The sequence below is a fragment of the uncultured Methanobrevibacter sp. genome (assembly GCF_947169325.1).
Taxonomy (GTDB): domain Archaea; phylum Methanobacteriota; class Methanobacteria; order Methanobacteriales; family Methanobacteriaceae; genus Methanocatella.
This window is the reverse complement of record NZ_CAMVPN010000066.1, coordinates 1-14,744: the sequence shown is the minus strand read 5'-3', so window position 1 is coordinate 14,744 and position 14,744 is coordinate 1. Positions and strand designations below refer to the sequence as shown.

Here is a 14,744-nt window from a genome sequence, read left to right as displayed (position 1 = left end):
AATACGGACTTAAAGTGGACGGTACCGGTGACCACACCTCCATTGCAGGTGCACCTAACCACATGGAAACCTTAATGAACCACACAGGCGAAATCATGCTTGCTGCACAGCAGAACATGTCTGGAGGACAAGGAATGTCACTCTGGAACGTATTCGTCGCTCCGTTTGCAAGAGGAAGAACCTATGATGAAATCAAACAGTCCGTACAGATGCTCGTCTACAACCTCAACATGGCATACGCAGCAAGAGGATCACAAGTACCATTTACAAGTATGGCATTGGAATTCGGTGTTCCTGACTTTTTAAAAGATGAAACCGCATACGGACCTAAAGGTAAAGTCGTCGGAACCTATGCAGACTATGAGGAAGAAACCAGATTGATTCAAAGGGCATTTACTGAAACCCTTCTTGAAGGAGACAACGAAGGAAAACCTCACCTGTTCCCAAATACAATCTACACATTAAGGCCTGAAACCATGAACAGCGAATACGAAGACGACATCCGTCTGGTTCACGAGCTTTCAGCAAAATACGGTTCCTCATACTTCGTCAACATGTTCCCTAAATACAGAGGAAAAATGGCAAACTACATGGGATGTCGAACATGTCTGCAGGACACTTGGACAGGCGACTGGGACAAGGACTGCCTGAGAACCGGTAACCTCGCATACGTTACCCTCAACTTCCCAAGAATCGGATACCAGTCCAAAGACGAATCACAGGTATTCGAATACCTTGACGAATACATGGACCTTGCAGTTGAAACCCTGATGCTTAGAAGGGAACAGGGACTTAAATGCTTAAACGACTTCCACATATTGCCTTTCCTCAAACAGCAAGTGGCTGAAGAATCATACTACAGAATCGAAAACTCAACCTTATCATTCGGTTTCGTTGGACTCAACGAAATGCTCCTATCACTCTTCGGCGAAGGAATCGAAAACCCTGACGCCAACAAGTTCGGTGTAAAATGTCTTGAATACGTAAACCAAAGAGCCGAACAACTTAAAGATGAAACCGGACTCAGATGGTCTGTACTGCAAACCCCTGCAGAATCCACTGCATACAGATTTGCAACACTTGACAAAAAACAGTTCGGAGATGAAGTCATCGTACAGGGTGACGGAAACGCAAACTACTACACAAACTCTTCACATGTGCCTGTTGACACCAGCGCATCACTCATTGAAAAAATCAAAATCGAAGAGCAATATCACAGCCTGACTCCGGGAGGACACATCTTCCATGCATTCATGGGAGAATCATACTCAGATCCGGATTCACTCATGAGCTTGACCAACAAAATAGCTAAAAAATCCGACATCGGATTTTGGGCTTACAGCTCAGCTTTAAGCTTCTGTTTAAAATGTAAAACTTTAATGAAAGGGCTCAACAATACATGCCCTACCTGTGGTGAATCAGAAGATGTGGAATGGTATGACAGAATTACCGGATACGTCCAACAAGTGGGACGTGCAAAATCCGCATCCGGAGGATGGAACCCAGGTAAACGTCAAGAATTAATTGACAGAAGAAGATTTGAAGATAACTAAACAGTTATCTTCTTCACACCATTTTTTTAACACCAAACCATCAAAAATTATTTTTCCAAAAACATTAATTTACCTATCAAAATCACTGAAAAACTAAAAGTATATTAATGACATTAAACTAAAAATATAATATTATCATATCACTGATGATAATATATTATTTTCACATTCCATGTCACTAGTATTTATGGGCTTTTTTGATACTAGGCAGCTGATGACATGGATTTATACCCAGACTAGAACTGATTAGAGGTTATACAATGCAAAGATCAAGAGGATTAAAAAGTAGATCAAGAAAAAAGATGACTAAAGTACAAAGACCTGGTAGAACCAACCCTATTACCAACAGGCTCCAAAGATTCGAAGAAGGAGACTTGGTTCACATTACCATCAACCCATCCATCCAAAAAGGACAACCTGCTCCTAGATTCCACGGAAAAACCGGAAAAGTAATCGGTCAAAAAGGAAAAGCATACATTGTAGCATTAAAAGATGGGAACAAAGCAAAAGAATTAATCGTTAGACCAGATCACTTAAAATTACAAAACTGAGTTTTATGATTGGAAAAAACATAATTTCAACTGAACCTATTCCAGGTGCAAAGGTTAAGGAAGTTCTTGACGAGTTTTCCAATGAAAACGAATTGAACTACGAACAGAACATTACATTGAACCATCTTGCAAGGTTCAAAAGATATTCCGCTGAAGACGCTGAAGAAATCATTGAAAAGCTCAAAAGCGAATTTAACCTAAGAGAAAAAGTTGCAGTTCATATTGTTGATTTGATTCCACAGGACTTGGCTGACATGAGACTTATTTTTGCAAAAGAGCCAGGCCAATTCTCAAAAGAGGATATGGAAAAAGTCCTTGAATTATTGGAACAGTATGACTATATAGAATAGTTTCAAACTATTCCTTTTTTTTATTTATTTTATCTATTATTACGGCTCATTTTTTAGATATGTTTATAACATTTAAAAAATAAAAATATTGGTAAGTTTATATTATAGTCCATTTTGCGACTAATGAAACAATAGTGAGTGATTATATGAATAAGAATGATAAAAGAGAAAAGACACCAACAGTAAAGAAAGAGGAAAATGCTGTTATTCTTGATTATTTAAGCAGAGGATATGTCAAATCAGACATGTCCAAGTTTGGTGGAAAAGCTATTGCTCAAGCTATTGGTACAGAACAATTCACTTTACTAGAACTTGCTCCTAAGACCGGTGTTGATTTGGAGATACAGGACACCGTATATATCGGAAAAGGCAAAAGAGACAAAATCTACAGGGTTCTTGGCAAATTGAACTTTGAAAACCTTACCGCTACAAGCAGAATAGAACTTGAATACGCTATTCGCGATATTGTAGAAGCCAATGAGGAAAAATACGTTGAATTCTTCAACACTGCAGACTCAGTAAGTACAAGGCTTCACTCCCTGGAGCTGATTCCGGGAATAGGTAAAAAATACATGTGGGACATCATCAAGGCAAGAGAGGAAAAGCCTTTCGAAAGCTTCGAGGACATTACAGAAAGATTACCTACATTGACAGATCCTGCAGGAATGATTGTAAACAGGGTCAAGCAGGAATTGGACACCACTACAGTCAGAAGAGGCAAAAGCAAATACTACATCTTCACACAGCCTCCAAGAAATGCAAGACGCCCAAGATAACGTGATAATTTGAGTAATGAACCTTCCCAATCCTTATCCAAACAAACTAAAGGCATCTTAAACCAGTATGGGATAAAGCTGAACAGGAATCTTGGCCAGAACTATCTGATAGACAAAAACAAAAGAGATCAGATAATCGACTTTGGCGACATTAACAGCAATGATTTCGTTTTAGAGATAGGAACCGGGATAGGTACATTAACCCTTGAGCTTGCCAAAAGAGCAGGAAAGGTAATAGCCATAGAACAGGACACCAACATCGCCAACATACTAAAGGAAAGGCTTAGAAAGGAAAAAATCGACAACGTTGAGCTTATAAACGACGATGCACTAAATGTCGATTTTCCAAAATTCAACAAAATCGTCTCCAATCTGCCTTACCAGATTTCATCACCGATTACTTTTAAATTTTTGAACTATGATTTTGACATGGCAATTCTGATGTATCAAAAGGAGTTTGCAGAGCGCATGACCGGAGAAGTCGGAACAAAGGACTATTCCAGGCTTTCGGCGATGCTATATTTCAAATGTGACGTCGAAACCCTGACTGACGTGAGTGCAGAAAGTTTTATTCCAAAGCCTAAAGTCGACTCCACTGTTGTCAAATTAACTCCAAAGGAAAATAAGATATCAGAAGATGATTTTAAGGTCTATTCGAATTTTACAAAGGCATTATTCCAGCACAGAAACAAGAAAATAAGAAACGCCCTCATCGACTCAAGACACATAATATGCTCTCTTGACAAAAAGCAGATGAAGGAGAAAATCAATGCCATTGAGGATGAAAAGCTAAACGAATACCTCAAAAAAAGAGTGATGGTCGTCAGCCCGGAAGAGATACTCATTTTATCAAAGGAACTGAACAGAATCTTAAGCGAGTGATAATATGCCTGATTTTATAATTAATACTGATGACAACGTTTACATTCCCGCCGAAGACAGCTACCTCCTGGCGGAAAATCTTGAAATCAAGGAAGGCCATAGCGTTCTTGAAATAGGAACCGGTTCAGGAATAGTTGCGATGTATGCCTCAAGGCTGACAGACAAAATCACAGTTACCGACATCAACTTTGACGCCTGCGAGCTGGCACGGAAAAACTTCGAGGCAAACAATATCGAAAACATCGAAATTCTTTTTGGAAACCTATTCGAGCCTGTGAAAAACAGAAAGTTTGATGTAATTTTATTTAATACTCCATATCTACCTACCGAAGAAGACGAAGTTATTGATAGCAATTTAAATTATGCATTCGACGGTGGATTAAATGGCAGGAAAGTTATAGATCTTTTTTTAAATGAAGTGTCAAATCATTTAAATGATGGTGGAATTGTGCAGATGATACAGTCCTCATTTTCAGGCAACGACGAAACCCTGGATAAATTTGATGAAATGGGATTCATTGCCGAAATCAAAGCTACTGAGCATTTCTTTTTTGAAGACATTACGTTAATTAATGCATATAAAATATAAAAAGGTGATTAAGAATGGAACAATGGAAAATGTCAATTTTAACAGGAATTGCACTGATAATTTTGGGAATAATATTCATTATACTCAGGGGCCACGTAAGCATTTGGCTAGCGATAGTAATTATTTTAGGTATAATAGATATTGCATTGGGATTATTCAGAAAAAATAGATAAATAGGAGAATTAGAATTCTCCGTCAAAGACCAGCTCAGCAGGGCCTTCCATGAAGGCTCCAAGAGCATCCTCTTTTTCATATACTGTGAACTTCAGGTCTCCTCCAGGAAGGTGGAGCAAGACATTTTCATCGAACAGGCCTAGCTTGAATCCTGAAATTGCAGTTGAAGTCGCACCGGTACCGCATGCAAGTGTCACGCCGGCACCACGTTCCCATGTAATCATTTTGCCCTCGTTTTTGGAAATCACTTCAACGAAGTGTACGTTAATCTTTTCAGGGAAAACTTCATGGGCCTCAATGGCCGGACCGTACTTGTCAATGTCGATTTCATCCACATTATCGACAAATATTATCGCATGAGGATTTCCGACGCTGATAGCTGTCAGGTTGAAGGTTGTATCAATGACCTCAAGCTCGCCGTTTAAAAATTCATCCACATCGGCTGTCATTGGGATTTCAGGGGTTTTGAAAGTGGACAGTCCCATGTCAACCTTGAAGAGTACCGGATCGCCGTCCTCAAGAGTGATTTCGATTGTCTTGATTCCTGCCCTTGTCTCGACTGTCATCTTTTCCTGTCTTAGAATGCCTTTTCTGTAGACAAAGTCTCCAAAGCATCTGATTCCGTTTCCGCACATTTCAGCTTCGCTTCCGTCCGGGTTGAACATCCTGTATCCGATATCGGCCACGTCTGAAGGCTCTACAAACAATACTCCATCACCGCCTACACCGAAATTTCTGTGGCATAGAATTCTGCATGCTTCAGGCTTGTCTGCTTCAGGGATGACTTCCCCTTTGCTTTCATCGATTATTGGAAAGTCATTGCCTATTCCGTGCATTTTTGAAAATTTCAATCCTTTTAAGTCTACCATAATAATCACTTATTTTAAGTGTGGTGGAATGCATTGTTTTGCATATAAGTCTTCAAATGTTTCTCTTTCACGCACTAAAGAGCATTTGCCATCTGTGACTAGCACTTCAGAGGCAAGAGGTCTTGAATTGTAATTGGATGACATTGTAAATCCGTATGCTCCTGCATTCAATATACCTAGGACATCTCCTTCCTCAACGTCAGGCATTGGTCTGTCACGTGCGAAGAGGTCTCCTGATTCGCAGACATTACCTGCAATGTCAACTTCCTGAGTCATTGGAGCATCCATTTTGCTTGCATCTACGATGTGGTGGTATGAATCATACATTGCAGGCCTTAGGAGTGTGTGGAAACCTGCATCCACACCTATGAATTTTCTGTAGCTTTGCTTTACGCTATTAACAGTTACGAGAAGAACGCTTGCGTCTCCGACAAGATACCTTCCAGGCTCGAGATACATTGTAGGGTTTCCCATGTCATATTGTTCAAGTTTTTCTTTGAAAAGTCCGACATTGACTTCTGCGAATTTATCCAAATCCACGATGTTTTCTTCTGGAGTGTAAGGGATTCCTACACCTCCTCCGAAATCAACGAACTCGAAGTCGATTCCTGCTTCCTGATGCACTTTTCCGGCAATGTCCATTGTTGATTCGATTGCCAGTTTGAAAGGTTCAGGGTCAAGGATTCCGGATCCGATATGTGAGTGCATACCAATTGGATTGAATCCAAGTTCTTTTGCCATTTCATAGACTTCAACAGCTTCACTGTCCATGATACCAAATTTGCTCATTACTCCACCGGTTATGCAGTGGTCATGGTGTCCTGCACCTACCATAGGATTCACCCTGAATGAGATTTTCAAACCTTCCGGGTCAACCACACTGGCTAGCCTTTTGAGTGCTGAGACTGAATCGATGTTGAGGACAGTCCCTTCATCGTGTACGAATTTTAATTCGTCATTGGTAATGTTGTTTCCTGTAAAAAGTATTCTGTCGCCTGAAAATCCAGTCATTTTTGCAATGTGAACCTCTCCAGGGGAAACCGCATCAATACAGCAACCTTCAGATTCCAATATTTTCATTACTGCAAGGTTGGTATTGGCTTTACATGCGTAAAACACTTTAAAATCATCGTAATATTTGCTGAAAGCTGAATAGAACCTATTGTAGTTGTCCCTTATTCGGGCTTCGTCAATTACATAGGTTGGAGTTCCGAATTCTTCTGCAATCTCGATTGCATCCGCTCCACCGATGTCAAGGTGGTTTTTGTCGTTTACTTTAATATTTAAATCCATAATAAAACTCCTAAAAAAGTTACATTATATATTTAGTTATCTTGATTAAGTTATTTAAAACTAGTGAAGGAAAGGCTTTTGCCGATGATTTTGCCAATTCAAAAAGAAAAATGAAACTTAATTTGATTACATCAATGAAAATGTAGTCAAAGGCAAGAATATAATATCATTATCTTTTTTAATTAGGTCTGTGGTTTGGGACACTACAATTCCATATTCGCAGTTATATTTATTCATTGTGTTAATGACATGTTTTGGGCTTTTTTTACCAATTCCAACTTCAACCGGTATTTTATCCCCTTCAAAAGTAGTTATTATAAAATCAGCCATTCCTTTCTCAGGAGGATAAAAAATTCCATTTGGTTTTGAAATAGTGTTATTTAACCTGAAGAAAGTTGATGCAACAAGAGTTTCAGCTAAAATTCCCCTATAATCTTTACTGGCAGGGGTATGTTTACCCAAGTTGAAATTAATGCTTGCAGTTATGGACGGAGACAAAAAATAATATTTGGAGGGTTTTCTAACTGTTTTTCCGGCTTCCCCATAAGGTTTGATGTGGAATATTAAATGAGTCTTTTCAAGAATATCCAACAAATCTATTACATTTGACCTTGAAGTGGCCAGATTTTTAGATAACTTATTTACTGAAACTTCTCCAGGCTTTTGAGTAGCCAAAAATGACAGAATATTGAATAATATTTTATTGGTATCTCCATTAAATGCTCTATATTGGCTCACATCTTTGTCAATTACTCTTTCAACAACCTCAAAGATTTTCCTATGTGCATTAATCTCATCTTGATTTAAGCTTAATGGAAATCCTCCAACATATAAGAAATGTTCGAATTCTTTTATTAATGGTTTTCCAATAGAAGAAGTATAATTTAACAAATCTGTCTCCTTTTTAACAACGTTTTCAACATTTCCTGTCAATAACATGTCCATAATATCTGTTGAAATCCCGATAGGTGGAATGTGGTATTTTAAAAACAGATATTCCTGAAAATTCATTGGGTAAATTCTTTCAATACTTGTTCTTCTAACCGCATTCAAATCTAATTCAAAATCTAATGCTTTTGAACCGGTGAATATCATGAAAATTTTTTTAGATTGGTCATATATTATTTTTCCGATTTTTGACCAATTTTTTTCTTCTTGAGCCTCATCAACCAGTAGAAACAATTCCTTATCCAGTGATGCCGGATATTTATGGTGAATATCTTCAACGAAAACATCAATTAGCTCATTTAAATTGGCTTTTGGAATGGAATTCATCTGATCTATTGGGACATAGAGAATTCTGTTTTTGTCAATTCCCCTTTCAATGAGATGATTGTAAATTTGAAATACCATGGTACTTTTCCCAATTCCACGAAGCCCAGGCATTGTAATGAATCTGTTTTCTTCATATCCGTTTAAAAAATCATCAACATATTTTTGCAAGTCTTCAAATGAATTACGAGGCTTAAATTCAGTATTTTGAGTTTGTAAAAATTCATTTGCGACATATGGTGTTGTTTGTATCTGCTTAACAATATATTTTAAATAATCTTCTTTGGAACCCATACCTATCAACTCTCAAAACCTCCTTGTACATAATTTAGGACAAGGAGTATATAAAAACTTGTACATAATTTAGTACAAGTAGAATATCGGTTAATTAAAAACATGACTACTCTATCCAAATCACCATATAAATACTTTAAACACTCAAAAATCAATATTGATTTTAATATGAAATTATAACATGAATTAAATACTCAAATACTCCTTAAAATTAAAATTATGGCAAAGAATATTATTATTTTCTTGCAAATACTTCCGTTCAACTTATAACAATGTAAATCAAAAAGAATACCATGAAAGCATATGGATTAACAGTAAGGGGAATTATCAAAAACGAAAACAATGAAATTCTAATTGTAAAAAGGCATCCGAAAAGCAGGACAGACCCTGAAACATGGGAACTTCCAGGAGGAAAGGTGGAAAAGGGAGAATTCTTCACTGATGCACTCATCCGTGAGATTAAGGAAGAGACAAACCTTGACGTTAATGTCGGGGATTTTGCAGAGGCAATTCAGAACGACTATTCCCACAAAAGAACCGTACAGATCATGATGTATCTTGACGTCACAGGAGGAGAGGTTAAAATAAGCGAAGAGCACACTGACTGGATGTGGGCAGATATTGAAAAAATGAGAACGTTGGATGTGTCAACATCCCTTGAAAAAATGTTAAAAAAGAAAGATTGGGAGATTTAATCTGAAAAGGATCTCTTTTCGATTTTTAAAACTCCAATTCTGCATTTCGGACAAAGCGAATCCTCTGAAAGCACGTGAAGACCGTCTCCGCAATCCGGACAATATTCATAGCTTCCGTTGATGAAGACTGTCAGATCGTTTGTGTGGTCCTGAAGAATCTCCTTTATGAGGGAATCCTCCAGCTCCGCATTGTTTTCATAGATTACGAACTTGTTAATCTGCTTTGAGCAGTCTTTGCAGTAGTATCCATAATACTTTCCGGAAAAGTCGGTAGGCATTTCCAGAATGTCGTCCATGTCATCACCAACATGAAACTCACCTTCACTGTCAAGCACGAATGTCTTTTCAAGCTTCAGCTCCAGTTCCTTTGAGCATTTTATGCAGTTCTGGAACTTGCTGTCGAAATCTATGATTTTTAAATTGTCATCCATCTTTTCTATAAGGGAGATGATGTATTCCCTTGGAATTTCAGCAGACTTTTCGGTGACGTGGAAGTTATAGACGGGCTTGTTGCAGTTGTAGCAGTAGTACTTGTAGATTCCGCCGGATGCAAGTGCCTTTGAGGCTTCATCGGATGAGCTGACGGCAAGCATACCCACATGAACATTACCAGCCTTGTCAATCCAGAATATGTCGGATGAATCCTCGTATTTGAAGTTGCATTCCTCGCAGGAATATTCAGTATGGATACCCATCAAACCACCCTATAATATTTCGTCCAATGCCTTTACGAACTCGTCAATGTCGGCTTTTGTAATTATGAGCGGTGGAACGAACCGCAATACCTTATCGGCTGTGCAGTTGATTAAAAATCCTGCTTCGCGAAGCTTGTCGACGTATTCCGCTCCTGGCTTGGTCAGCTCGACACCAACCATCAGGCCTTTGCCCCGGACGTCAGCGATGATTTCCTTGTCAAGTTTCTTAAGTTCGTCAATGAAATATTCTCCGACCTCATTGACATTGTCAAGGATGTTTTCCTCATCAATGGTGTCCAAAACGGCATTTGCTGCTGCACATACAAGAGGTCCTCCTCCAAAAGTGGTTCCGTGATCGCCAGGCACGAATGCACCTGCAACCTTTTCTGTTGCAAGGATTCCCCCCATTGGGACTCCTCCGCCTATTCCTTTTGCCATTGTCATGATATCAGGCTTGACGTCAAAGAGTTCGTGTGCAAAGAGTGTTCCGCATCGGCCGAAACCTGTCTGGACCTCATCGACGATGAAGACTATGTCTTTCTCATGGCACAGCTCTTCAATCTGCTTTAAGTAATCCTTATCCGGAACGTTGACTCCGCCTTCACCCTGGATAGGCTCGACTATGATTGCTGCGGTGTTTTCTGTAATTGCTTCTTTAATGGCATCAATGTCATTGTATGGGACGTTTATGAAACCCTTTGGCAGGATTGCCTTGAAAGGCTCATGGTAATGCTCATGGCCTGTGGCAGCCAAAGTCATTATTGTCCGTCCATGGAATGACTCCACTGTGGATATGACTTCGCTTTTTCCTGTGTATTTGACTGCCAGCTTGATTGCCCCTTCGTTTGCCTCAGCACCGCTGTTTGCATAAAATATCCGATCGAAACTTGTCTTGTCAATCAGCTTTTTGGCATAAACCAGAGCAGGTTCGTTATAGTAGATGCTTGAAATGTGAATGAGCTTTTCAGCCTGGTCCTGAATGGCCTTGACCAGTGCAGGATGATTGTGGCCCAAAGCGTTTACGGCAATTCCAGCAAACATGTCAATGTATTCCTTTCCGTCAATGTCAGTTACCTTTACACCTTCCCCATGGTCGAGAACGATTGGCTGTCGGGTGAAAGTGTTAATGAAATAATCATCTTCAATCTTAATCAATTCCTGAGTATTCATTCTAATCCTCCTTAAACTATTTAATCATTAGATTAATTTAGACTTCATCAATAATAAATACTTCTACGAAATCAACCACCGAAACATTAAATTCAATGAAATGGACACACCATTCTCAAATAATCAAATTTATATATGTCCTGAATGATACACTTACATAGGAGGTTCACCTCAATTGAGGAATCCTTCGTAATGAATTGGTTTTAATGCCTAATGGGAGGATTGTGAGGTAAAACTCACAATATAGGCATTAAAAAAGACTATTTTTTTAATATAAGATTTTCTGCATTATTTAACGATATATTTAATTAATAGATTGAACCATAATAAAAATAGGTGATAAAATGAAAGTCGCAACAATCGAAACTGATAAAGGGAATATCGTTTTAGAACTTTTCCCGAACGAAGCGCCTGGAACTGTAGCCAACTTTGAAAAATTGGCCAATGAAGGATTTTATGACGGACTGACATTCCACAGAGTAATTCCAAACTTTGTAATCCAAGGAGGATGTCCTATCGGAAACGGTACTGGAGGACCAGGTTACACCATCAAATGTGAAACCGAAGGAAACCCTCACAAGCACGGTACCGGCGCATTGTCAATGGCACACGCAGGTAAAGACACAGGCGGAAGCCAATTCTTCATTACCCACTCCCCACAGCCACACCTGGACGGAGTGCACACCGTATTCGGTCAGGTAATTGAAGGCCAGGACGTTGTAAACGCAATCCGCCAAGGTGACAAAATGAACAAAGTCACCGTCAAAGAAAGATAATATTTATCTTTCAACCTTATTTTTTTATTCAGCATGCAAAATTGCTCTGAGCGTGTAAAATTGCTCTGAGAGAAAACTAAAAGTATAAATAACCTCCTCTACATACCATATTACAATATTTAATTAACCACAGGAGGCTAAAATTATGAAACCATTTATTTCTCAGAGAATTGATATGCAAATACCACAGGAAAATAGCTACACCGGATTGACAAATATGCCAGATAACGATGATAATTTCAACAAATTATCAAATGATTATACCATAACCGATATCGACAAGGTAAAGAACTTCACAGAAGGTCATGATGAACTCCTTGACTTCATTCACGAAATTACTCCACTACTTAACGATTACTTCCCAAATTATCAAAAGATTATTGAATTTTGTGAAGATCCCGAATCCAGAAAATTGGATTTTATACTGATTTCTATTAAAGGTTCAAAATTTAATGAAGATTATGAAACATTAACAAAATTTAAAAATGAACCTATATACAAATCAAAATTCTCAAAAAACATAAATGGATTAGTTTGTGTGGAGTTATGGTAGCATGGCATCCTTTAAATTCGATAAGTATTATAATGTTGCTAAACATTTACAAGACCATTCCACTGATGAAGAATATCAACGTTCCTCAATATCCCGCTATTACTATTCAGTTTTCCACCCTGCCAAACAGTATTATGAGGACTCCTTTAGAAGAACATTGCCCTCCGACCATGCACATACCATTCTAATTGATGCATTGGAAAATTCACCATTTGAAAAAGAAAAGGAATTGGGGGAAAAGTTAAAAATATTGAAAAGAAACAGAGTTCATGCAGATTATCGTAAAAGTGAACTTAGAGATAATCAGTTAAAAACTTCTAAAAAGAAAGCTGAAGAGATTTTCATCCTTCTTGATGAATTAATTAAGCATCCTGTAAGACTTATGAAAAATTAATCAGATTTAAGTTAAATACGATTATTATGTCAAAGCAAGAAACAAAACTAATCGGATTTCTAAAAGAGCATTACAAATTTCCATCAGCCACTCTTACTGAAATAACGAATTTTATTGACACAGATTGTGAAATGAGGAACCTGATTTACGATTTGCCAAAAATCATCACACAAGAACTAGAAAATCCTCAAATATCCTTAGATTTTATGAAAGAAAGCAATCGGAACGAAAAAATTCTTGAAATCCGCGTATTTTCAAATTTGGATGAGGGAAGATTGCTGCAAAAAGAGGAGCTCATTGTGGATAAGGTTATCGACAAGTATCCCAATCCGAAAAGGGAATACATTATTCTACTGGAACCTAATTAAATCTAGAATACATAATGCAGTGAATTTTTTTCATTATAATGGAATTTTCATTACCTCATCATTATGCAAAAAAAGTAATATGAATAACTAAATCGCATCTTTAGATTTGATTCCCACAAACGAAGCAAATACGGACGCTATACACAACACCACACAAATAATGCAGGTTATCTGACAGCTGCTGATTAATAACGGATAGTACTGCTCCACAATCGGAACATCACCCATTACAAATGCAAAGACAAGCGTCAGTATTCCCATACTCATTGCCTGGCCGACAGTCCTCATTGTTGCTACGGATGCTGATGCAACGGAAGTGTCCTTTGGCGGAACGGAGCTCATTATGACATTGGTGTTAGGCGGCGAGAACAATCCGAATCCAATACCATAGATTATCATTGCCACTATCAAAAATTCGAGGGATGTTGACTCGTTTAAGAATGTGAACAGAATCAGCGAAACTGTTCCAAGTCCCATTCCAATTGCTGCAAGAATCTGCGGAACGTATTTGTCTGACAGCCTTCCGGCAATCGGAGCCAGAACAACCTGGCACAATGGTGCAGCAAGAAGAATAATTCCTGCAGTCTGTGAATCCATGCCTTTGATGTACTGCAGATGGTAATTCAGAATTGTGGTGACTGCAAATGTTGCCAGATAGGCGCATAATGATGCGAAATTTGATGAGAGGAACTTGCGGTTTTTAAAAAACCTCACGTCAAATACAGGATGGTCTTCTCTCAATTCAATATATCCAAAGAGTATTAAAAACATTACACCCAAAGCGGTCAATATCACTCCTAATGTCTCGTTGAGTATTGTAAAGCCGTACATGAAGAGTACCATACCTATACCGTATGATACTGACCCCTTGACGTCAAGAGGTACGCCTTCAAAGGTAATCCACTCCTCATCAACCTTGGTCAATATCAGCACGAGTGTGGCCAGAAGGAACGGAACTCCGAAGAGCACTACAGATCGCCAGCCCAGCTGGTAATTCAAGACCCCTCCAAGAACCGGTGAGAGAGACAGCCCTATGTAAACGCCTGTGATGACAATTCCCAGTGCTTTACCCCTTTCTTCGGGAGGAAATGCGGACACTACCATTGCCATTGATGTCACGTTAAAAAACGCCAAGGAAATTCCCAGTATCAGCCGGCAAAGCAGAAACTGCTCGGAAGTGGCCACAAGGACATTGGCAATTGAAATAACTATGAAAAGCACGACGCTGATTATTGTAACCTTTTTAAGTCCGTATTTACCGGAAATCTGGCCTGCCGGAACCGACAGCACGGCAACCACAAGCAGAAATATGATTATTGCCCAATTCTGAACGATATTGCTCATGTGAAACTCGGCGGCGATTGACGGAATTACGACCATCACTGCATTGACCGCAAAGACGGCGAAAAATGACAATACAGTACAGATTAAAAGTATGATGTTTTCAGATTTCATTATTATCTAGTATGCTGGACCAAAACTATGTTGAT

At 38.7% G+C, this 14,744-nt stretch carries 18 protein-coding genes; 12 read left to right on the top strand and 6 right to left on the bottom strand.

Features of this window, described 5'->3' with window-relative positions; genetic code table 11:
• The 7 genes from nrdD to Q0W26_RS09075 form a co-directional block, all read left to right on the top strand.
• The coding region (nrdD, locus tag Q0W26_RS09105; protein ID WP_298524218.1) for an anaerobic ribonucleoside-triphosphate reductase at nucleotides 1-1,553 on the top strand (1,553 nt) is incomplete at its 5' end.
• A 260-nt stretch (nucleotides 1,554-1,813) separates the two neighbouring features.
• Nucleotides 1,814-2,104 carry a 50S ribosomal protein L21e gene (locus Q0W26_RS09100; protein ID WP_298524215.1) on the top strand — a complete coding sequence of 97 codons (291 nt, stop codon included), beginning with the start codon at nucleotides 1,814-1,816 and terminating at the stop codon, nucleotides 2,102-2,104.
• Between the two features lie 5 nt (nucleotides 2,105-2,109).
• On the top strand, nucleotides 2,110-2,454 hold the full coding sequence (locus Q0W26_RS09095; RefSeq protein ID WP_298524213.1) for an RNA polymerase Rpb4 family protein: 345 nt from the start codon (nucleotides 2,110-2,112) through the stop codon (nucleotides 2,452-2,454).
• A 146-nt stretch (nucleotides 2,455-2,600) separates the two neighbouring features.
• The gene (locus Q0W26_RS09090) at nucleotides 2,601-3,230 is read left to right on the top strand and encodes a DUF655 domain-containing protein (protein ID WP_298524211.1); all 630 of its coding nucleotides are present in this window, start codon (nucleotides 2,601-2,603) and stop codon (nucleotides 3,228-3,230) included.
• A 9-nt stretch (nucleotides 3,231-3,239) separates the two neighbouring features.
• Nucleotides 3,240-4,112: a 16S rRNA (adenine(1518)-N(6)/adenine(1519)-N(6))-dimethyltransferase RsmA gene (gene rsmA / locus Q0W26_RS09085; RefSeq protein WP_298524208.1), complete on the top strand. Its 873-nt coding sequence runs from the start codon at nucleotides 3,240-3,242 to the stop codon at nucleotides 4,110-4,112.
• Nucleotides 4,113-4,116: 4 nt separating this feature from the next.
• Nucleotides 4,117-4,701 carry a HemK2/MTQ2 family protein methyltransferase gene (locus Q0W26_RS09080; protein WP_298524205.1) on the top strand — a complete coding sequence of 195 codons (585 nt, stop codon included), beginning with the start codon at nucleotides 4,117-4,119 and terminating at the stop codon, nucleotides 4,699-4,701.
• A gap of 14 nt (nucleotides 4,702-4,715) precedes the next feature.
• Entirely contained in the window at nucleotides 4,716-4,874 is a 159-nt protein-coding gene (locus tag Q0W26_RS09075; protein WP_298524202.1) for a hypothetical protein, read from the top strand.
• Nucleotides 4,875-4,883: 9 nt separating this feature from the next.
• On the opposite strand, the gene dapF is transcribed toward Q0W26_RS09075, so the two are convergent.
• The 3 genes from dapF to Q0W26_RS09060 all read right to left on the bottom strand — a co-directional run bounded on the left by dapF (nucleotide 4,884) and on the right by Q0W26_RS09060 (nucleotide 8,603).
• On the bottom strand, nucleotides 4,884-5,744 hold the full coding sequence (dapF, locus tag Q0W26_RS09070; protein WP_298524199.1) for a diaminopimelate epimerase: 861 nt from the start codon (nucleotides 5,742-5,744) through the stop codon (nucleotides 4,884-4,886).
• Nucleotides 5,745-5,753: 9 nt separating this feature from the next.
• A complete protein-coding gene (lysA, locus tag Q0W26_RS09065) occupies nucleotides 5,754-7,037 on the bottom strand; it encodes a diaminopimelate decarboxylase (RefSeq protein ID WP_298524196.1) in 1,284 nt (427 codons plus the stop codon).
• Nucleotides 7,038-7,163: 126 nt separating this feature from the next.
• Nucleotides 7,164-8,603, bottom strand: a complete 1,440-nt coding sequence (locus Q0W26_RS09060; protein WP_298524193.1) for an ATP-binding protein — start codon at nucleotides 8,601-8,603, stop codon at nucleotides 7,164-7,166.
• A 293-nt stretch (nucleotides 8,604-8,896) separates the two neighbouring features.
• On the opposite strand from Q0W26_RS09060, the gene Q0W26_RS09055 reads away from it, so the two are divergent.
• Nucleotides 8,897-9,298: an NUDIX domain-containing protein gene (locus Q0W26_RS09055; protein WP_298524190.1), complete on the top strand. Its 402-nt coding sequence runs from the start codon at nucleotides 8,897-8,899 to the stop codon at nucleotides 9,296-9,298.
• Here Q0W26_RS09055 and Q0W26_RS09050 read toward each other — a convergent pair.
• Both Q0W26_RS09050 and Q0W26_RS09045 read right to left on the bottom strand, forming a co-directional pair.
• Complete coding sequence (locus Q0W26_RS09050) at nucleotides 9,295-9,993, bottom strand: hypothetical protein (protein WP_298524187.1); 699 nt, start codon at nucleotides 9,991-9,993, stop codon at nucleotides 9,295-9,297. The two genes, Q0W26_RS09055 and Q0W26_RS09050, sit on opposite strands and share 4 nt — an antisense overlap.
• 9 nt (nucleotides 9,994-10,002) lie before the next feature.
• Entirely contained in the window at nucleotides 10,003-11,163 is a 1,161-nt protein-coding gene (locus Q0W26_RS09045; RefSeq protein WP_298524181.1) for an acetylornithine transaminase, read from the bottom strand.
• A gap of 344 nt (nucleotides 11,164-11,507) precedes the next feature.
• Between Q0W26_RS09045 and Q0W26_RS09040 the strand changes: the two genes are divergently transcribed.
• The 4 genes from Q0W26_RS09040 to Q0W26_RS09025 all read left to right on the top strand — a co-directional run bounded on the left by Q0W26_RS09040 (nucleotide 11,508) and on the right by Q0W26_RS09025 (nucleotide 13,254).
• The gene (locus tag Q0W26_RS09040; protein WP_298524178.1) at nucleotides 11,508-11,939 is read left to right on the top strand and encodes a peptidylprolyl isomerase; all 432 of its coding nucleotides are present in this window, start codon (nucleotides 11,508-11,510) and stop codon (nucleotides 11,937-11,939) included.
• Nucleotides 11,940-12,084: 145 nt separating this feature from the next.
• Nucleotides 12,085-12,492, top strand: coding sequence for a hypothetical protein (locus Q0W26_RS09035; protein ID WP_298524175.1), 408 nt, complete (start codon nucleotides 12,085-12,087; stop codon nucleotides 12,490-12,492).
• A gap of 1 nt (nucleotide 12,493) precedes the next feature.
• Nucleotides 12,494-12,886 carry a HEPN domain-containing protein gene (locus Q0W26_RS09030; RefSeq protein WP_298524173.1) on the top strand — a complete coding sequence of 131 codons (393 nt, stop codon included), beginning with the start codon at nucleotides 12,494-12,496 and terminating at the stop codon, nucleotides 12,884-12,886.
• Between the two features lie 26 nt (nucleotides 12,887-12,912).
• Nucleotides 12,913-13,254, top strand: a complete 342-nt coding sequence (locus Q0W26_RS09025) for a hypothetical protein (protein ID WP_298524170.1) — start codon at nucleotides 12,913-12,915, stop codon at nucleotides 13,252-13,254.
• 87 nt (nucleotides 13,255-13,341) lie between these two features.
• On the opposite strand, the gene Q0W26_RS09020 is transcribed toward Q0W26_RS09025, so the two are convergent.
• The gene (locus Q0W26_RS09020; RefSeq protein ID WP_298524167.1) at nucleotides 13,342-14,709 is read right to left on the bottom strand and encodes an MFS transporter; all 1,368 of its coding nucleotides are present in this window, start codon (nucleotides 14,707-14,709) and stop codon (nucleotides 13,342-13,344) included.
• Nucleotides 14,710-14,744: the final 35 nt, after the last annotated feature.